The organism is Rhodoferax sp., from assembly GCF_030646845.1.
Taxonomy (GTDB): domain Bacteria; phylum Pseudomonadota; class Gammaproteobacteria; order Burkholderiales; family Burkholderiaceae_C; genus Rhodoferax.
In genome coordinates, this window is sequence record NZ_JAUSLE010000083.1 from 1 (window position 1) to 18,645 (window position 18,645).

An 18,645-nucleotide genomic window follows, 5' to 3' on the forward strand; every position below is an offset into this window, starting at 1 on the left:
CGCCGTATCTTGCCTAACATTTCCATGGTGATCACCTTTTTGCTCCTGCCTAAAAATAAGGCAGAGCTAGTAAAACACCTGGCTCAGTTTTGAGTCGGCACAACCTCTATAAGTGGCTCAGTTTTCGGTCGGCGCCAACACGCAGAGGATGTCAAGAGTGTCGAGGATGAGCCGGTTGTGCGCAATTTGTCCCCTGTTAGTAATACAGAAATTGTGCGTAAGACGGCGTTGGATTCGGCGGTTGAAACGGATAGCACCGTGGAACTGACGCCGGTTGCGTTTAACGATGAGTGTGCGGCTCGTATCGGTTCGAGCCTAAATGTGAACTTGGTAAAGCGGTCTCGCGCGCTATATTCAAGCCCCGACGATTCGTTGCGTGTCGTATGTCTTGTTTCAAAGGCATATGCCAAGGGCAAGGCAGATTACTGGTTCGGTTTTCATCCGCATCAACGTGACACTTTGGCGGAAGCGAACACCGGATATGCAGCATTCGGCTGTGGATCTTCGGTGTTGACTGTTCTGATTCCCTTTGAAAAATTCTTACCGTTGCTCGACGGCATGAATACGACCAATAAGGACGGCAGGCAATACTGGCATGTACAAATATTTGAAGAGGGCGGAAAACTGATCCTACTGCGCAAGAAGGGTCAAGCTCAGGTTTCGTTGGAAGAGTTTCGTATCAGGTAGGATGCGGGCTTGCCATATCCCATAGATTTGGGAAACTTCCACGGTTGACTTGGTGATGACGCTATTGGACTGCTGGACTGAGGCCTTTAGTCCCCTCAACCTTGAGCGTGATGTCCTTGGTGGCTGGTGTCAGTAAAGGTATTGACTACCCAAAAAATCTGGAGCAGAATTTGTTCTCCACTGAGTCCTTATCCTCGGTGAAGGAGCCTCATAGATGACCATGGAACACACGTACGCTCACACCTGACTGACGGTTTGCCGTCATGACGCTTCCCATACTTGAGGAAGCACCTACTAGGGCTAGGGTTCATTATGAGCTCTGCCCTTTTTCATTGGGTCTACCGTCTTGCTAGCCCGACCTGCCGTTGCGCGGCCCAAGGAAGTACCACAGCAGCAGACCCAGAACTGGCAGCAACACTACGGCGATTATCCAGATCAATTTTTTCTCGTTGGATACCGAGCTTTGGAAAATGTTGAGAATGGCCCAAATGTCCCCAGCGAGCACCAGCACGCCAAGGAGTCCGTTGTATCCAAAGTGCATCATTTCAGGTTCCTTTTGCTTGCGGCCCAAGTCGTCAATGCGTGAGCATCAGGCAATATAGCTTGAATAAACAACATCGGGCAACAGTGCGTGCATTGAGCAGATAGGGGCCTCCGCCATATCCCCGATGCCCACCACCGAACCAATGCAGAACCCACAAATTCGCTATGGAGCAGCCTCAAAATGAAAAAAGCACCTAACCCAGAGGGGTAAGTGCTTAAATCGTTTCTTGTTCTTTGGCTCCTCGACCTGGGCTCGAACCAGGGACCTACGGATTAACAGTCCGGCGCTCTACCAACTGAGCTATCGAGGAACAAGCCTCAAATTATAGCGTTATTTTTCAGCAGTCTTTGCGGAAGGGGCAGGATCAATGCAAAAAGCCTTGCCAAAATTTCATTCGTCGCCGTGAATACGAATTCCGGGATAATCCAACACCGCTAGAGGTGTCGCCTGAGGGCGACTGAGACATACTCTTTGAACCTGATCTGGGTCGTGCCAGCGTAGGGAAGCTACTTCCACTGTCGTCTGTCTGGCCCATGTCGTACCCATTATGGAATTGCATGGCTTTGACACTCTCTTCTTCTGATCTTTGGTCCGACGTGGTCACCGTACGCGAGTGTTCGCCGCTGGTGCACAGCATCACCAATCTGGTGGTGATGAATCTCAATGCCAACACCTTGCTGGCTGTCGGTGCGTCCCCGGTGATGGCCCATGCCCATGAAGAAGTCGCTGACATGGTCGGCATTGCGCAGGCGCTGGTGCTCAATATTGGCACGCTGGATCCGTATTGGATCGAGAGCATGCGTCTGGCCCTGGTTGCCGCATCCGGGCGCGGCATTCCAGTGGTGCTGGACCCCGTAGGCGCGGGTGCCACGCCGTACCGCAATGCGAGCATTGAACTGCTTTTGAAGACGGCGTTGCCGACAGTCATTCGGGGTAATGCTTCGGAGATCATGAGCGTGGCGGGTGCCTCAGCAAAAACACGCGGCGTGGACAGCAGCGCCGGGACCACTGATGCGTTGGGGGCGGCACAGAGCCTGGTCCAGCGAACCCAGGGTGTCGTCTGCGTCAGCGGAAAAACCGACCATGTCCTGGACGTAAAACGCCGCTGGGCACGCCTCTTCAATGGACATGAATGGATGACGCGCATTACCGGTGTGGGTTGCTCGGCTACTGCGCTGGTCGGTGCTTTTTGTGCAGTGCAGCCGGACGCCTGGCGGGCCACAGTCTCCGCGATGGCATTTCTTGGCGTTGTCGGCGAAATTGCTGCCGAAAAAGTGATGGCGCGTGGTTGTGGCGTAGGGAGTATGCAGACAGCCTTGCTGGATGAGTTGCAGCTGCTCGATCAGGGGACGTTCGAACAGCGGCTGAAGCTGGAAGTCACTGAGTGGTAAACGCGATAGTTTCCGGTCGTGGTCTGGACACTCAGGCCCTGCGCCTGTACTTGGTCACCGACAAATCCAGCGCCGCAGGACGAACGCTCACCGATGTGGTCGCGGCTGCCGTGCAAGGTGGTGTCACCTGTGTGCAACTGCGAGAGAAAGAGCTCAACACCCGCGATTTTTTCGCCCAGGCAATTCTGTTGAAGGAATTGCTGGCCCCCTATGGCATCCCGTTGGTGATCAATGACCGCATTGACGTGGCGCTGGCCTGCGGTGCGCAGGGCGTGCATCTGGGGCAGAGTGATTTGCCGGTTGAAGCAGCGCGCCGGCTGTTGCCTCCTGAGGTGTTCATCGGCTGGTCCGTGGAGACGATGGACGACGTTGTCCGCAGTGCCGCAATGCCGGTGCACTATCTTGGGGTGAGTCCGATACATGCGACACCGACCAAAACCGACACTCTGGCACCCTGGGGACTGGAAGGCTTGCGCAAAGTGCGGTCCGCGACAGCATTGCCGCTGGTGGCCATTGGCGGCATTCATGCCGGCAATGCGCGCGACGTGTTATCGGCCGGCGCCGACGGACTGGCGGTTGTCAGCGCGCTGTGTGGGGCACAAGACCCACGCGCTGCCGCGGCTGCCTTGAGAAAACTCATGGATGCGGATTGACGTTGAAGAGCGCTGGCACATGAGCCGTGACAAAACACTGGCTCCACAGGGATAAATTGATGACTGTTGATGCATTCAAATTCGAATTCGAATACCCCAGAATCCTGTCCATCGCGGGCTCGGACAGTGGTGGCGGTGCCGGCATACAGGCCGATCTGAAGACATTCTCGGCGCTGGGTTGCTATGGCATGACGGCGATCACCGCACTGACGGCACAAAACACCTGTGGCGTGCGCGCCATTCACGGTGTTCCGCCACAGATGCTGCGTGACCAGATTGACGCGGTGCTGGAGGACATCGGTGCTGATGCGGTCAAGATTGGCATGCTGCATGCGCCGGAAATCGTGCGCACTGTTGCCGAGGCAATCGACCGGCATGCCTTGAAGAACGTGGTCTTTGACCCGGTGATGGTGGCCACCAGTGGTGCCGTCCTGATAGACAACATGGCGGTGGATGTGTTGGTGCGCGAGTTGTTTCCCCGCGTGGCGGTGATCACGCCCAACCTCGATGAGGCGGCGCTGCTGGTGGGGCGGCCCTTGATGTCTGCGCAGGACATGGAACAGGCCGCACTGGCCCTGCTTGACAAAGGCGCGCGCGCCGTCTTGCTCAAAGGCGGGCATTTGCCGGGCGACACGGTCATCGATTTACTGGTGACGGATACCGGTGAGAAATTCTGGATGCAGGCCGCACGCATTCACAGTCCCAACACCCACGGTACGGGCTGCACGCTCTCAAGCGCCATGGCCGCCCACCTGGCCTTGGGCGAGACTCTGGTGGACGCGGTGCACCACGCGCGTACCTATGTGCGGGAAGCTCTGCTCTCTGGTGCGCAAGTACGCACCGGCAAGTGCAGCGGTCCGCTCAACCATGGCCACGCGCCTGTGGCCATGCGGCTCAAGCCTCTGCGCTGATCCTCGCCTGCAGACTGGCAGCCATTTGCTCCGGGTGCTCAGCGGCTACCAGGGCACGGACCACGGCCACTGAGCCCACGCCGCTGGCCAGGACCTCCGGCAGCCGGCTGCTGTCTATCCCGCCGATGGCTACCAGCGGATAGTCCCGCATCAGCCTGGCGTAGGCACCCAGACGTCCCGTGCCCTGCGGTGCCGTGACCATTCGTTTGAGGGTGGTGGGGAATACGGCACCCATGGCCAGGTAGCTGGGGCTGAATCGGTCCGCACGCAGCATCTCGGCATAACCATGGCTGCTCAGTCCCAGGCGCAGCCCGGCGGCGCGGATTTTTTCCAGGTCCGCCGTGTCCAGATCTTCCTGCCCCAGATGGACGCCATAGGCACCGGCAGCGATCGCGGCTTGCCAGTGGTCATTGATGAAAAGCAATGCGCCGGTGCTCTCAACGGCATCGACCGCAGCGTGGACCTCACGTTCAATGGCAGCGCGATCGTCAGACTTGAAGCGCAACTGGACCGTCGGCACTCCGGCGCGGGCCATGCGTGCCACCCAGGCGGCATCCGGCAGCACCGCGTACAAGCCCAATTTTCGGGGGCAAGCGGCGAACGCGTCCGTGCGTGGCCAGGGGCGCAGACCGAAATCTTCCGGCTGGTCTGGCCAGGCTTGCGCGTTGAACCGGCCCGTGCGCTGTGACATGGACTGCCACGCGTTGGCCACGCATTCGGCATCGGCCTCCACGAAGCCCAGGGCCAGGCAGGCCTGCTTGGCGGCGCGGTACACCGGTGCGTCGCTGCTGAAGACGGCGGGCCTCGTGGCATCGGCGGTGATTGCCAGGCCCGGATGTGCCGCGACGATGGCTTGCGTGAGGGTGTCGTGCGTGCTCATGCTCATTTGCCTGCTCAGGTCTGATGCCAAAAAGGGGTGCCCAGCACCGGCGTGCTGGGTTGTGCGGCGTGCTGTTCTGTCATGGTGCCGGCGAGATAGGCGTCGCGACCCGCCTGCGTTGCACTGGCGAAGGCGCCGGCCATGCTGGTCGGGTCTTGCGCCAGGGCCACTGCCGTGTTGAGCAACACACCGTCGAAGCCCCATTCCATGACCTGACAGGCATGCGACGGCAGTCCCAGGCCGGCATCCACGATCATGGGGACCGACAGGCGTTCGCGCAGGGTTCGCAAGGCAAAAGGGTTGATGGGGCCCTTGCCGGTTCCGATGGGCGCCGCCCACGGCATGATGGCCTGGCAACCGACATCCACCAGCCGCTGGCACAAGACCAGGTCTTCGGTGCAATAAGGCAGCACCTTGAACCCCTCCCTGATCAGTCGGCTGGCGGCATCCACGAGGTTCAGGGTGTCGGGCTGCAAGGTGTAGTCGTCCCCAATGAGCTCCAGCTTGATCCAGGGCGTTGCAAACACCTCACGTGCCATCTGGGCTGTGGTAATGACTTCCTGGACGCTGTGGCAACCGGCCGTGTTGGGCAGCACGGGCACAGCCAACTCGCGCAGTATGTCCCAGAAGCGGTTGGGGGTGTCATGGGCGGCGACATTCTGTCGGCGCAGCGACGCGGTGAGCATGGCCGGCTTGGCTCTTCGCACGGCATCTTCCAGAACACGGGGTGAGGGGTAACGTGAAGTCCCCAGCAACAGGCGGCTCTGGAAAGTCTGGCCGTACAGAACCAGTGGGTCGGCAGATGTGGCAGCGGAAGATGCAGCGGTCATGATAAATAGCGATTAGCCCCCGGTGACCGGCGCGATGATGTCAATGCGGTCGCCGGCCTGGAGCAGTTGATGGGCGTACTGGGTGTTGGGGATGAACTGCAGGTTGACGGCAGCGGCAAAGGGCGGCTTTGCCTGCAGCAGCGCAACGGCATCGGCCAGCGTCGCGCCAACCGGCAAATCGTAGGGCATTTGATTGATGAAAACGTTCATGGGCTCAATGCTGCAGATCCTGCAGGGACAAGGAAAGCGTACTCGCCAGCGGAGATGCGTTGGTGGTGAACAGTTCCATCACCACATCCAGCAGGGCCGGCGCAATCAGATAGCCGTGACGATAAAGCCCGTTGATTTGCATCACACGCTTGCCGAGCCGACGGATGGATGGCAGGTTGTCCGGCAAGGCCGGGCGGCACTGGGTCACCAGATCCAGAATGCGCGCTTCGGCAAATCCGCTGTCTACCGAGTAGGCGGCGCTGAGCAGTTCCAGGGTGGAGCGCACGCTCATCGGCGACCGGTCGTCTGATTCAATTTCGGTGGCGCCGAGCACAAAAATACCATCCCCTTTGGGGGCAATGTAGATCGGGTAGCGCGGATGAATCAGGCGGGTGGGGCGGGTCAACTTCACCTGCGGTGCCTGCAGCGTGATGATTTCGCCGCGCACCCCGCGCAGGGCCGGCCACTGCTCTCGCGCACCCAGCCCACGACAGTCAAACACCCAGTCCGGCTGCCCTGGATTTCCTGGCAAAAAGTCGCCGGGCGAGCGCGGGCTGTCCCAGTTCAGTTTGACATTCAGGCGCTGGAGCTGATGCAACATGGCCGCCAGCAGCTGATGGTTGTCGAGTTGTCCCTCACCGGGCAGAAAGAGGCCCTGGGCGAAACGTGAACCTAAGGAAGGTTCGAGTTGGGCGACGCCCTCGGCATCGAGTCGCTGCGGACTGGGCAGGGACGGCAGCGCGAGACAGGTGGCGTCCATCTGTCGGGCAAAGCGCTCGGCCTCACCCACGTCCTGCCGATGCCACAGAACCAGCGTTCCCTCCTGTTGAAAGAAGACGGGCTCGTCCAGTTGGGCAATCAGTTCGGGCCAGCGCTTGAGCCCATGGACGCCCATTTGCACCACGCTTGTCTCTGTGATCGCTGACTCGGCCAAGGGCGCCAGCATGGCGGCGGCGGCTCGGGCGGCCGAGTTCAGTGCCTCCGGGCCGCCAGCATCAAACAGTTCAAGGGCATGACCGGCCCGCGCCAGCTGGCAGGCCAATAGTCGCCCCATCAGCCCTGCGCCAAGAATGACTATGTTCATGTCTTTTTCCCCAAGGAACAGAGTCAGACCCGCCTGGGCCGGCTGAGCCAGGCCAGCGTGAAGGTCAGTGCCAGCGTCGGCAGGGCAGAGCCCCATTGGGGTGCCCATTTGGCGAGCGCATGGTAGGTGGCGACGCCAGCCAGCCACAACAAGGCGGCGGTGAGGTCAACCTTGCGCTGCGTCGGTGCGAAGCTGGGTTGGCCAACGCCCAAGCGGCCAAGAATGACGCCATACAGAGGCACAAACACCGAGCTCAACAAGAGCAAAAATGGCTCCAGACTGTGCATCGGCAGCACCAATGCCAGCCCGGTGCACAGCACAGCCAGGCCCAGCCCCCATTTCCGGATGCTCATGGACGGCTTGATGCTGTGGGCCGACACGGCGCCCGAGTAAACATCGCCATAGGCGTTGTCGATTTCATCCACCAGGATCAGGCTCAGCGCAATCAGGCCGCCTTGCGCCAGCAACAGGGCGCTGACCAGATCAGTGCTCGGTTGTGCCACGCTGACCACCATCACGCCCAGTGCATAGCACCAGATGTTGGCAATGGCGTAGCCCAGCCAGGTGCCGCTCATGGCACTGCGACCCGAGCGGCCATGGCGGGCATAGTCAGCCACCAGCGGCAGCCACGATACCGGCATGGCGATCACCAGGTCCATGGCGGACAGCATGCTCATGCTGCCGTCGCCAGGCCGTGCCCAGAAGGCGTCAAAGCCTTTCGCCTGCAGCTGTCCGCCAAATTGCCAGGTGAGCCACAACAGCGAGGCAATCACCAGCGGCAGTCCGAAGCGGCTGATGATTTTGCGCACCAGCGTGGTCATCGAGCCCGCCAGCAACAAGGTCAACACGCCGCCCCACAGGAGTGTGGTGGCAACAATGCCGCCGGGGCCGTCCAGCGCCAGTCCAAAGGACTGCTTGCCGATGGCGGCGGTGCCGTCACGCATGATCACCAGTTCAAACGTGGTCCAGCCAATCAGCTGCGCAATGTTCAACAGCACGGGTAGGCGTGCAAACAGACTGCCGTAGGTGCGATGCATCAGCCCGGCGCTGGTCAGGCCGCTGTCGCAACCCAGTTTGGCCGTCCAGGCCAGCAGGCCGGAGCCCACCAGTGAGCCCAGCACGATGGCAATGGCCGCATCGCGGCTGCCGACCGCTGGCACGAGGTAGGCGCCGATCTGCATGACCAACAGGCCGACGCCCAGGCTGAACCAGAGAGACGCGTGTTCATGCCAGTGGAAAACCCGATCGGCGTCAGCCACCGGTGTCAGGGCGCGGTTGCCGGTATCGGGAGAATTCATAGTTGCCATTCATTTGCTCCATGCAAAAGAGTTGGCAGGTGGGCCGGGGTCCGGACCAGGTGACGTGTCACAAGAGAATGGCGTGACGCCCTGGATCGGACCTGCTTCCCTGCGCGAGGATTACCTCAATCAGGTTCAAAGGGACTTTCTCAGTCGCCCGGCCTCAAGAGAAGCCGGGCAACACCCCTAGCGAATGTGCTCAAACGAGCACGGTACGGATTCTACTCAGTCGAACACGGGTGTTTCGACCCCCAACACCTTGTGCAGCTTGGGGCTGGTGGTGGTGTATTGCAAAAAGACTTTCTTCTCGGGGAAGATGATGGGCATGGCGCCAAAAGCGGCCAAGGCGCATTCATGGAAGCCGCTCAAAATCAGCTTCTTCTTGCCGGGGTAGATGTTGATATCGCCTACGGCGAAAATGCCGGGTACGCTGGTGGAAAATTTCTCGGTGTCGACCTTGAGTTGTTTGCGCTCAATGTCCAACCCCCACTGGGCAATGGGGCCGAGTTTGGGGCTCAGGCCAAAGAACACCAGCAGCACATCCAGAGGCACGACGCGCGTCACGCCATCGGCGCCTGTGACCTTGGCCCCCGTGAGCTTGCCGTCTTTCTCTTCGTAACCGGTTACCTGGCCGATGATGAATTGCATCTCGTAGGCGTCGCACAGTTCTTTCATCTTCGCCACGTTCGCGGGTGCAGCCTTGAAGCCGTCACGGCGATGGATCAGGATCACGCTTTCCGCCTTGTGCGGGCTGTCCTTGACAAAATCCAGTGCCCAGTCGAGTGCCGAGTCGCCGCCACCGACGATCACCAGGTTCTTGCCTGCGAAGTCATCAGGGTTTTTGACGCGGTAGAAAAGCTGCTTGCCTTCAAAAGCGTCCAGACCGTCCACCTTGAGCGTGCGGGGCTGAAAAGCACCGACACCGGCGGCAATGAAAATGGTCTTGGTCAGGAACCTCGTGCCCTTCGAGGTTTCAACGAAGAAACGGCCGTCGTCCTGCTTCTGGACGGTGGTGACTTCCTGGCCGAAGTGAAAAGTGGCGCCAAACGGTTCAATCTGCTTGAGCAGGTTGTCCGTCAGTTCCTGGCCGGTGCACACCGGTACGGCGGGAATGTCGTAGATGGGCTTGTCAGGGTACAGCTCGACGCATTGGCCGCCGGGGTAGGCCAGCGAATCGATGACATGGGCCTTGATTTCCAGCAGGCCGAGTTCGAACACCTGAAACAGGCCCACCGGGCCCGCGCCCACGATGACGGCGTCAGTTTCAATCGGGCCTTCGTGGGCCTGTGCGGTATTGAGCACTTCCTGGTTCAGTTGAGGTTCCATCACTTTGTTGTGCAAGTTATTTGATGAGCAGGGGGAGCTTGCCGGTCTTGTCTTTCCATTCGTCGGCGTCCTCTGGCGGCGCCTTGCGCTTGGTAATGCTTTTCCAGGTGGGCAGCTTGGCCAGTTCGGCGTTGAGCTTGGTCATGTGCTGCTGGTCGGCCGGCACGTCTTCTTCGGCGTAGATGGCGTTCACCGGGCATTCGGGGATGCACACCGCGCAATCAATGCACTCATCGGGATAGATGGTCAGGAAGTTGGGGCCTTCACGGAAGCAGTCCACGGGGCAAACGTCGACGCAATCGGTGTACTTGCATTTGATACAGGCTTCAGTGACGGTATGTGTCATTTTGTAGTTTTCGACGAATGGGTGGAAACCCTAGATTTTATTGGGTTTCCATAGCCCTTTTGTTCAAGTTGGCCTTGAACGCGTTCAATTTGATTGAGGTGGGTCAATTTATCAGCGCGGCACCCGCAGTTTTGTGCGATGCCGTGTCCACCAGAACCAGCGAGCCCAGCACGCGCGAGCGGCTGTAGGGCAGGGCCGCAATGGGTTCCTGCAGCACCAGTTCAACGTGGCCAATGGCGTTGGCATCCAGCTGGCTGGCATCTTCTTCCGCCAGCGTGTTGATGTCGAGCTTGTGAACAATCCGCCTGATTTTGGCTTTGACCCAGCGGTGTCCATGCAGGGCCCAGTACACGCGGCCCGCGACCAGGGGCTCGTCGTCCATCCAGGCAACCGTGGCATTGAGCTCGCGGCTGGGGTTGAAGGTGCCCGCCCCAAGGTCAAAATCGTCCGCTGCCTCCGCTTTCGGTTCGACAGCCAGCAACCAGTCACCGCGTGACACATCGACCTCACGGTCGAGCACAATGCCCGCACTGTGTCCGGCCTGCACCGGTCCAGGTTGCCGCGTGTGACCCAGCACCTGGGCGACCGTGGCCAGCTGGCCGTTGGGCAATACCTTGACTTGTTGCCCGACCTGCGCACCCCCTGTCGCCACGCGACCCCAGAAAATGCGGCGTCCCTGCGAGGTGTCGCTGGAGGACGAGAACTTTTCAACCCATTGCACCGGGAAGGCGAAGGGGATTGCAGTGTCGGCCGGGGTGGCGGGCAACTCTTCCAGGATTTCCAGCAGACTCGGGCCTTCGTAACCGCACCAGCCAGGCGCGGGTTCCACCACGTTGTGACCGATAAGCGCCGAGATTGGCACGATGGCGGTCACCTGAATGCCGGCAGCCTGGGCAAAAGCCTCCAAGGCGTGACTGATGTTGGCAAAGGCCAGCGCGGCCTGACCGGCGGTCTCGGGTTTGGCGGCGTCTTCCAGGGCGTCGAGCTTGTTCACGGCAAACACGATGGAGGGCACGCGCAGCAGGTTCACCAGCAGCGAATGGCGCCGGGTCTGGGGAAGCAGACCGTGACCACGGTCTGCGGGCGGCAGCAGCGCATCCGGCTCCTTCGCCCAAGCCAGTTTGGTGGCATCCACCAGCACCACGGCGGCATCGGCACTGCTTGCTGCCGTCACCATGTTGCGGGTGTACTGCTCGTGGCCGGGCGCATCACCAATGATGAATTTGCGCTCGGCGGTGTTGAAGTAGCGGTAGGCCACGTCGATGGTGATGCCCTGCTCGCGTTCGGCCGAGAGGCCGTCGGTGAACAGCGCCAGATCGGCCTCGCCGCTTTTGGAGACATTGGCCAGCTGGTCCAGCAGCACCGAACGGCTGTCAATCAGCAGGCGGCCGATCAGTGTGCTCTTGCCATCGTCCACCGACCCGCAAGTAATGAATTTCAGTGCCGATTGAGTGTCTTTTTTTGCTCTAGCCCCCGTCGATATTGCCGGAGTAGCTATTGAAATAGTAGCAGTCATCAGAAGTACCCATCTTTCTTGCGCTTCTCCATCGAAGCTTCGGAGGTTTTGTCATCCATGCGGGTGGCGCCGCGCTCGCTCACATCAGCGGCCAGTGTTTCGATCACGATGTCGGCCGCGGTGGCGGCCGTGCTTTCCACCGGGCAGGTGCAGGTGATGTCGCCCACGGTGCGAAAACGCACGTCGCGCGATTCCATCGTTTCGCCCTCTTTCAAAGGGGTCAGTTCCGTCACCGGCACCAGCAGGCCTTTGCGCTCCACCACATCGCGCTTGTGCGTGTAGTAGAGCGAGGGCAGGGCGATCTGTTCGCGTTCGATGTATTGCCACACGTCGAGTTCGGTCCAGTTGGAGATCGGAAACACGCGGAAGTGTTCGCCCGGTTGCAGCCGGGTGTTGAACAGGGTCCACAGTTCGGGGCGCTGGGCCTTGGGTTGCCATTGGCCGAAACTGTCGCGGTGCGAGAAGATGCGCTCCTTGGCCCGCGCCTTCTCCTCGTCGCGGCGGGCGCCGCCAATCAGTGCGTCAAAGCGGAATTCATCAATCGCCTCCAGCAGCGTGACCGACTGGTGCACGTTGCGCGACTCGCCCGGATGCGCCAGCCGCACCGTGCCGCGCGCCATCGAGTCTTCCACACTGCGCACGATCAGGTCCGCACCCAGCTCCTTGGCGCGGGAATCACGGAAGTCGGTCACCTCATGGAAGTTGTGGCCGGTGTCAATCATCAGCAGCGGGAAGGGAATGCGGCCCACGCCGAAAGCCTTTTCGGCGCACTTGAGCATGACCAGCGAGTCCTTGCCGCCCGAGAAAAGCAGCGTGGGGCGCTCAAACGCAGCAGCCACCTCGCGCAGGATGAAGATGGTTTCTTCCTCCAGGGCGTCCAGATGCGCATTGCTCAGGTGATCGTGGTGTTCAGAACGGAGTAGTGAATGGTGCATGGTCTCAAGTAATTCGGGAGGGGTGCGGACGTTCATGCTGGTGCTTTCTCTTGTGAGCTGGACTGATTGACATGCAGGCCGCATTCCTTGGCCGCTTCGTCTTCCCACCACCAGCGGCCGGCGCGGAAATCTTCGCCCAGGCTAATGGCGCGGGTGCAGGGCGCGCAGCCAATGCTGGGATAGAACTGGTCATGCAGCGGGTTGTAGTCAATCTGGTGGAGGTCAATGAAGTGCCAGACGTCACCCCAGGTCCAGATGGCCAGCGGGTTGATCTTCACGCGCGTCGCGTCCGTGGTGTCGATCAGCGGCACCTCGGCGCGGGCGCCGGACTGCTCGCGGCGCAGGCCGGTGATCCAGGCGTCCTTGCCGGCGAGCGCACGCGCCAGCGGTTCCATCTTGCGGATGTGGCAGCAGGCCTTGCGCAGCGCGATGCTTTTGTACATCGCGTCCTTGCCCTCGCGGGCCACAAACTGCACGACCGATTCGTTGACCGGCGTGAAAACCTCGACCGGGGCACGCGAAGTCGCCTTGAGGCGATCCAGCAGCGCCAGCGTTTCGGCGTGCAGCATGCCGGTTTCCAGCACAAAAATGCCGATGTCCAGCTGCAAGGAATTGATCAGGTGGCTGAGCACCACGTCCTCTGCGCCCAGGCTGGACGCCTGGCTCACCCGTGGTATGCCGCCTGCGACCCGTGGTGCATAGTCATGCGCGGCTTGCTGCAGTAGGGAAACCGTTTCCGCCAGCTTGGCCTCGAAATCGCTTGATGCGCGGGCATTGAGTTCAATGGCGTTCATGCGGTAACTCCTGAAGTGGCGACTCGCGACGCGTGTGCGGCAACAAATGGGGGGGTGGGCAGGACTGCATCACCCTGGTAGAAGCCTTTGTAACGGTCGAACTGGCGCTGCGCGAATTCAGTGTTCTGGTCTTCGCGCAAGACTGCGGCGTCAAAGCCGCTGCGCTGCATCTGCACCAGCTGGTCAATCAGCACGTCGCCAGTGGCGCGAATTTCGCCCTTGAAGCCGAGACGGCGGCGCAGCAGGAAGGCCTGGCTGAAAGCGCGGCCGTCGGTGAACTTGGGGAAGTTCAGGTCAATGCGGTCCACGCCGGCCAGACTCAAAGAGCGGGGATCGGCGTCATTGGCGAGTTCAACAACATTTTGGCCTGTAGCCCCCGTGGAATGGTCGTAAGCAGCTATCAATTTCATAGTAATTCTCTTCTTTCAGGCCAGTTCGGCTTCAGCCGTCTGGCGCACACTGTTGGCCGCTTGCTTGAACGCGTCCATGCCGACACGGCGAAAGGTGGCGATGAAGGTCTCACCGTTCTGCCGTTCTCGCCGGTAGGTGTCGAGCACCACTTCGATCACATCGGGCACTTCGGCCGCGCCAAACGAGGGGCCGACGACCTTGCCTGCTACCGGTGTGCCGCTCAGCGTGGAGCCGTCGGAACCACCCAGCGACACCTGGTACCACTCCTGTCCGTCCTTGTCGATGCCCAGAATGCCAATGTGGCCGCTGTGGTGGTGGCCGCATGAATTCATGCAACCGCTGATGTGCAAATCAATTTCGCCCAGGTCATGCAATTCATCCATGTCCTGGTAGCGCTCGGTAATGGCCTGCGCGATCGGAATGGAGCGGGCATTGGCCAGTGCGCAGAAGTCGCCGCCGGGGCAGGCAATCATGTCGGTCAACAGGCGGATGTTGGAGCGGGCAAGACCGGCCTGGCGGGCCGCACGCCAGAGCTCGGGCAACTGGTCGCAACGCACCCAGGGCAGCAGCAGATTCTGGTCATGGGTGACGCGGGCTTCACCGGCGCTGAATTGGTCAGCCAGGTCAGCGGCCGTCTCCAGCTGGCTGGCCGTGGCGTCGCCAGGAGCATGGCCCAGCCGTTTGAACGACAGGGTGACGGCGCGCAGGTCGGGGTTCTTGTGCGGCGCGACGTTCTGTTTCAGCCAGCGGCCAAATTCCACATCGTTCTCGGCGGTGGCACGCAGAATCTGGGCGACCTTCAGCGCTGAGTCCGGCTTGTGGCCTTTCAGCGCTGGCGGCACAAACGAGGCCGACACCCGGTCCAGTTCGGACTGGGCGATGGTATGCGGCGCCCCGTCGATCTCGATAATTTGTTGGTATTCGGCCTCGACTTCATCGGTGAAGCGCTGGCCTTCGGCCTTGACCAGAATCTTGATGCGGGCCTTGTACATGTTGTCGCGGCGCCCCCAGCGGTTGTAGACGCGCACCACGGCTTCCAGGTAGTTCAGGATCTGGTTCCAGGGCAGAAAGTCGCGAATCGTGCTGGCAATCACCGGCGTGCGGCCCATGCCGCCACCCACCAGCACCCGAAAACCAATGTCGCCGTTGTCGGCACGGACCAGGCGCAGGCCAACGTCATGCCAGGCGGAGGCCGTGCGGTCTTCCCGGGCACCCGAGACCGCAATCTTGAATTTGCGGGGCAAAAACGCAAACTCCGGGTGCAGCGTGCTCCACTGGCGCAGTATTTCGCAATAGGGGCGCGGGTCCACGATTTCGTCCACCGCGATGCCGGCCCGTTCATCGCTGGTGATGTTGCGAATGCAGTTGCCGCTGGTCTGGATGCCGTGCATGTTTTCCGAGGCCAGCAGGTCCATCACATCGGCGCTCTTGTCCAGGGGAATCCAGTTGTACTGGACGTTCTGGCGCGTGCTGAAGTGCGCATAGCCGGTGGGCAGTGTGGCCGTGCCGAGCTTGGCCTGCGTGGTTTGCGCCGTCTGGTAGACGTGAGCATCGGGCTGGTCGTAGTCCCGGGCAATTTTGGCCAGTACCCGCAGTTGTGCGGAAGACAGCTCGCCGTAGGGCACGGCGACCCGCAACATCGGCGCATGGCGCTGGATGTACCAGCCGTTTTGCAGTCGCAGCGGACGGAAGTCGTCGTCGCTGAGCTCGCCTGCCAGGTTGCGTTCCAGCTGGTCGCGGTACTGCGCGGCGCGGTTGCGGACGAACTGGCGATCGAAGTCTGTGTATTGGTACATGGTGTTTTACAGGGCAATCAATTTCACGCCGGCATAGGCCAGCAGCACGGAGAGGAGGGAGCGAATGACGCGTTCCGGGATGCGCGACATCAGGTGCGAGCCCACCCAGATGCCGGGCAGCGATCCCGCCAGCAGCTTGGTGAGCAAGGGCCAGTCCACGGAGCCCAGTGAGGCATGTCCCAGACCGGCCACCAGCGTGAGCGGCACGGCGTAGGCAATATCGGCCGCCACAATGCGGGGCAGCGGCAACAGCGGGTACAGGATCATGAGCACGGTGACGCCAATGGCGCCGGCGCCCACCGATGTCAACGTGACCAGGGTGCCAATCACAGCGCCAAACAGCAGCGGCAGGCTCCAGTGGCGCGGCGTCGCCGCCCGCACTTCCTGGCCGCGCACGACCGAAACGGGTGCTGCCTTGCCACGCAGCGCCTTGTACAGCGTGGCTGCGGCCGTCAGCAGCAGGGCGAACCCCAGGGTGGTGGTCATCAGGCTTTGGACTTGCGGGTTGGCCGGGCCGACCAGGCGCAGGATGAGCAGCGTGATCAGGGCCGCCGGAATGCTGCCCGCCGAGAGGTGAAGCACCACGCGCCAGTCGATGACCCGGGCCCGTGCCAGCTTGAGCGTGCCGCCCATCTTGGTGAAGGCGGCAAACAGCAGGTCCGTGCCAACGGCCAGATAGGGCTTGACGTCAAAGAAAAAAATCAGGATCGGCGTCATGAGCGACCCGCCACCAACACCGGTGACGCCGACGACAAGCCCTACAAAGAAACCGGCAAAGATGAACGCAAAGTCATGCATAGGGGCAGACTCTAGTTGCGCACCCTTAGATTGCAAACTACATTTTTATGATTTCTATATGCAATACAAATATAAAGCGCAATGGCCCCGGCAGACCGTGCAGGGCTGAACCTGCTCCTGCGTGTTATTGCGCCCGACCTACTGCTGCCATGACGCTGGGATGTCGGGATTTTTTACGAACGTTTGGAAGCGTCTGGTCCGTCAGCGCCTAACTTGTTGAAAAATAACAATTTAACGGACTTGGTACGACTTGTGCATTGGCACTATTGGCACTCTTTATCTACTTGATCAGGGAGACATTCAATGATTACAAACCGTTTGCTCGCGGCCCTTGGAATCGGCATGTTGGTCGCGTCAAGTGCCGGGGTGGCGTTCGCCACGCCATTCACGCCGGTTCTCGATGAATTCTGGATTGTGAAGGGCTCCGCTGCGGCGGGCTCTAATGAGATATTCCGGGATTCGTTCAACAACTCAGTGCCGCCGCCAAGCGGCCCGGATGGCCCAACCACTTATTCGCTTTTTGGCGCAGGCGGGATTACGAGTGAAGCTGCGGGCAAGTTGACGATGACTCCCTCGCTTGGCGCTCCTACGGTGAACACGGCGACTTATGCCGACGTTTCAACCAGTGGAACAAGACTGTTGGCAACCAACCCGGCCAATCCGAATTTCCTGGGGCAAGCCAGTTCGTTTGAAATGCATGCGCTCTACGATATGTCGAACCTTCCCACCGTCCAAGGCCAAAGTTTCGGCCTTCACGCAACTGATCGTGCTACGGGCATCGGGAACTCTGGAAACAACACCTACGCGCTTTTTGTCGGCGTCAATACCTTGGGAGACCGCGTTGTTGCCTTGCGTTTCCTGGATTACACAACGAACTCGAGCACGGTAATTGGCGCGGTTTCCATCGAGTCCCTGCTGCCGGTTGCGGATCAGGTGGACCTGATCCTATCCAAGGCGTTAGGGAGTTCCGATCTCAGCGCGTCCTACGTTCTTTACGACATCAATGACACCATCGTGGGTTCAGGTTCACTCGGCGCAAACACGCCGTTAACCATTTATAACGGTGAGGACTACATTCGCGCGCAGTTTGACTCGACCGATCGAGTTAGCGTGCCGGAACCGGCCACTCTGACTCTCTTTGGCATTGGCCTTGCTGGCATCTGTTTTATGCGCAGGCGCAAAATGCCCGAAGGCGTTGTGGCTATTCGTGAGACCGGTGATTTGGCCTCGGGCTTCAGAAGCTTAGCCAGGAGCCCATCAACGCAGTTTCCAGCACGGACTTGCAGGCCTCGGCTTGCACCTGCATGCAGACCTGGGTGAGGGGTTTGTCATCTCCCCAACCCGCCTGCGGATAGTCGGCCACACCCTTGCGTCTCATCATGGTTTGTCCCTGGGCCAGGCCGTCTGTGGCCACGCGGACGCGTCCGCGCTCCAGCGTGAACAGCTCGGGGTTGACCAGGTAGATGAACGCCAGCACGTCGTGACCGAAGCAGCCATGAATTTCAGCGACATGCGGATGGACACCGCCGTAATGATTGGCATAGAAGCCGACGGCGTGGTGTAGCGTGTCGGTCGCCACATGCTGGTGTCGGTCCGCTATTTTCTTGAACAAGGACACCGGCAGAACAACGCGGTGGGTTACATCCAGACCCACCATGGTGAGCTTCCATCCTGCAGTGAACACCAGGTCGGCGGCGTGCGGGTCGTTCCAGATGTTGGCCTCCGCCAACGGCGACACGTTGCCGGGCTCAGAAATCGTGCCGCCCATGATGATGACTTCTCGCAGCAAGTCGGGCAGTCGGGGCTCCAGCTTGAGGGCCAGGCTCAGGTTGCCCAGCGGACCCACCGCCACCAGCGTGATCTCACCGGGCTGGGCACGCGCCGCATCCACGATGAACTGTGCCGAAGAGCGCGGGTCCAGCTGGTTTGAAGTTGCAGCACGGTGGGGCAGATTGCCCAGACCATCAGCGCCATGAATATGGGCCGGCGGCGCCTCCGGGGGCTTGCACCAGGGTGTCGCCACGCCCCTGGTGACCGGCACGCTTCGGCCGGCAATGGCGGTCAGATACAGGGCATTGACCGCAGCCTGTTCCACTGTGACGTTGCCAAAAGTGGTGGTGATGCCAACGACGTCGATGGCCGGATGGGCCAGCGCAAAGTACAGCGCCATGGCGTCATCGATGCCGGGGTCGGTGTCATAAATGACTTTGCAGGGGAGTTGGGCGTTCATGGGAT

General features: G+C 60.6%; 20 protein-coding genes, 1 tRNA gene and 2 riboswitches. Of the genes, 5 read left to right on the forward strand and 16 right to left on the reverse strand.

The genetic code is table 11. The features are described 5' to 3' along the window. The first annotated feature begins 177 nt into the window (after positions 1 to 177). The gene (locus Q7T10_RS19605) at positions 178 to 687 is read left to right on the forward strand and encodes a hypothetical protein (protein ID WP_304751403.1); all 510 of its coding nucleotides are present in this window, start codon (positions 178 to 180) and stop codon (positions 685 to 687) included. A gap of 349 nt (positions 688 to 1,036) precedes the next feature. Here Q7T10_RS19605 and Q7T10_RS19610 read toward each other — a convergent pair whose 3' ends face one another. Continuing rightward, on the reverse strand, positions 1,037 to 1,258 hold the full coding sequence (locus tag Q7T10_RS19610) for a PLDc N-terminal domain-containing protein (RefSeq protein WP_304751404.1): 222 nt from the start codon (positions 1,256 to 1,258) through the stop codon (positions 1,037 to 1,039). A gap of 207 nt (positions 1,259 to 1,465) precedes the next feature. Next, a tRNA-Asn gene (locus Q7T10_RS19615) sits at positions 1,466 to 1,541 on the reverse strand. A 116-nt stretch (positions 1,542 to 1,657) separates the two neighbouring features. Continuing rightward, a riboswitch (TPP riboswitch) is annotated at positions 1,658 to 1,752 on the forward strand. Positions 1,753 to 1,788: 36 nt separating this feature from the next. On the opposite strand from Q7T10_RS19615, the gene thiM reads away from it, so the two are divergent. The 3 genes from thiM to thiD are packed head-to-tail and all read left to right on the forward strand — an operon-like array spanning position 1,789 to position 4,186. Further along, the gene (thiM, locus tag Q7T10_RS19620) at positions 1,789 to 2,622 is read left to right on the forward strand and encodes a hydroxyethylthiazole kinase (protein ID WP_304751405.1); all 834 of its coding nucleotides are present in this window, start codon (positions 1,789 to 1,791) and stop codon (positions 2,620 to 2,622) included. Further along, on the forward strand, positions 2,616 to 3,275 hold the full coding sequence (gene thiE / locus Q7T10_RS19625) for a thiamine phosphate synthase (RefSeq protein ID WP_304751406.1): 660 nt from the start codon (positions 2,616 to 2,618) through the stop codon (positions 3,273 to 3,275). The genes thiM and thiE overlap by 7 nt, the downstream gene beginning before the upstream one ends. 59 nt (positions 3,276 to 3,334) lie before the next feature. Beyond that, positions 3,335 to 4,186, forward strand: a complete 852-nt coding sequence (gene thiD, locus Q7T10_RS19630; protein ID WP_304751407.1) for a bifunctional hydroxymethylpyrimidine kinase/phosphomethylpyrimidine kinase — start codon at positions 3,335 to 3,337, stop codon at positions 4,184 to 4,186. Here the strand turns inward: thiD and Q7T10_RS19635 are convergent. The 13 genes from Q7T10_RS19635 to Q7T10_RS19695 form a co-directional block, all read right to left on the reverse strand. Then, positions 4,170 to 5,066 carry a thiamine phosphate synthase gene (locus Q7T10_RS19635; RefSeq protein ID WP_304751408.1) on the reverse strand — a complete coding sequence of 299 codons (897 nt, stop codon included), beginning with the start codon at positions 5,064 to 5,066 and terminating at the stop codon, positions 4,170 to 4,172. The two genes, thiD and Q7T10_RS19635, sit on opposite strands and share 17 nt — an antisense overlap. A gap of 14 nt (positions 5,067 to 5,080) precedes the next feature. Continuing rightward, the gene (locus Q7T10_RS19640; protein ID WP_304751409.1) at positions 5,081 to 5,896 is read right to left on the reverse strand and encodes a thiazole synthase; all 816 of its coding nucleotides are present in this window, start codon (positions 5,894 to 5,896) and stop codon (positions 5,081 to 5,083) included. A 12-nt stretch (positions 5,897 to 5,908) separates the two neighbouring features. Next, complete coding sequence (gene thiS / locus Q7T10_RS19645) at positions 5,909 to 6,106, reverse strand: sulfur carrier protein ThiS (protein WP_304751410.1); 198 nt, start codon at positions 6,104 to 6,106, stop codon at positions 5,909 to 5,911. Between the two features lie 4 nt (positions 6,107 to 6,110). After that, positions 6,111 to 7,190: an FAD-dependent oxidoreductase gene (locus Q7T10_RS19650; protein WP_304751411.1), complete on the reverse strand. Its 1,080-nt coding sequence runs from the start codon at positions 7,188 to 7,190 to the stop codon at positions 6,111 to 6,113. Between the two features lie 23 nt (positions 7,191 to 7,213). Continuing rightward, positions 7,214 to 8,497: a cytosine permease gene (locus Q7T10_RS19655; RefSeq protein ID WP_370653801.1), complete on the reverse strand. Its 1,284-nt coding sequence runs from the start codon at positions 8,495 to 8,497 to the stop codon at positions 7,214 to 7,216. 80 nt (positions 8,498 to 8,577) lie between these two features. Further along, a riboswitch (TPP riboswitch) is annotated at positions 8,578 to 8,686 on the reverse strand. A gap of 27 nt (positions 8,687 to 8,713) precedes the next feature. After that, positions 8,714 to 9,814, reverse strand: coding sequence for an NAD(P)/FAD-dependent oxidoreductase (locus tag Q7T10_RS19660; protein ID WP_304751413.1), 1,101 nt, complete (start codon positions 9,812 to 9,814; stop codon positions 8,714 to 8,716). 16 nt (positions 9,815 to 9,830) lie between these two features. Continuing rightward, on the reverse strand, positions 9,831 to 10,160 hold the full coding sequence (gene fdxA, locus Q7T10_RS19665; RefSeq protein WP_304751415.1) for a ferredoxin FdxA: 330 nt from the start codon (positions 10,158 to 10,160) through the stop codon (positions 9,831 to 9,833). Between the two features lie 103 nt (positions 10,161 to 10,263). Continuing rightward, complete coding sequence (locus tag Q7T10_RS19670) at positions 10,264 to 11,676, reverse strand: sulfate adenylyltransferase subunit 1 (RefSeq protein ID WP_304751417.1); 1,413 nt, start codon at positions 11,674 to 11,676, stop codon at positions 10,264 to 10,266. Next, entirely contained in the window at positions 11,676 to 12,647 is a 972-nt protein-coding gene (gene cysD / locus Q7T10_RS19675) for a sulfate adenylyltransferase subunit CysD (protein ID WP_370653802.1), read from the reverse strand. The genes Q7T10_RS19670 and cysD overlap by 1 nt, the downstream gene beginning before the upstream one ends. Beyond that, complete coding sequence (locus Q7T10_RS19680) at positions 12,644 to 13,405, reverse strand: phosphoadenylyl-sulfate reductase (RefSeq protein ID WP_304751419.1); 762 nt, start codon at positions 13,403 to 13,405, stop codon at positions 12,644 to 12,646. Before Q7T10_RS19680 ends, cysD begins: the two co-directional genes overlap by 4 nt. Then, a complete protein-coding gene (locus Q7T10_RS19685; RefSeq protein ID WP_304751421.1) occupies positions 13,402 to 13,815 on the reverse strand; it encodes a DUF934 domain-containing protein in 414 nt (137 codons plus the stop codon). Before Q7T10_RS19685 ends, Q7T10_RS19680 begins: the two co-directional genes overlap by 4 nt. Before the next feature lie 15 nt (positions 13,816 to 13,830). Continuing rightward, complete coding sequence (locus Q7T10_RS19690; protein WP_304751423.1) at positions 13,831 to 15,612, reverse strand: nitrite/sulfite reductase; 1,782 nt, start codon at positions 15,610 to 15,612, stop codon at positions 13,831 to 13,833. A 6-nt stretch (positions 15,613 to 15,618) separates the two neighbouring features. Next, positions 15,619 to 16,410 (reverse strand): sulfite exporter TauE/SafE family protein, encoded by a 792-nt coding sequence (locus Q7T10_RS19695; protein ID WP_304751425.1) that lies wholly within the window; start codon positions 16,408 to 16,410, stop codon positions 15,619 to 15,621. Positions 16,411 to 16,713: 303 nt separating this feature from the next. Between Q7T10_RS19695 and Q7T10_RS19700 the strand changes: the two genes are divergently transcribed. Next, positions 16,714 to 17,730: a PEP-CTERM sorting domain-containing protein gene (locus Q7T10_RS19700; RefSeq protein ID WP_304751426.1), complete on the forward strand. Its 1,017-nt coding sequence runs from the start codon at positions 16,714 to 16,716 to the stop codon at positions 17,728 to 17,730. Here Q7T10_RS19700 and Q7T10_RS19705 read toward each other — a convergent pair. Continuing rightward, complete coding sequence (locus Q7T10_RS19705) at positions 17,645 to 18,640, reverse strand: nucleoside hydrolase (RefSeq protein WP_304751429.1); 996 nt, start codon at positions 18,638 to 18,640, stop codon at positions 17,645 to 17,647. The genes Q7T10_RS19700 and Q7T10_RS19705 overlap by 86 nt on opposite strands. Positions 18,641 to 18,645: the final 5 nt, after the last annotated feature.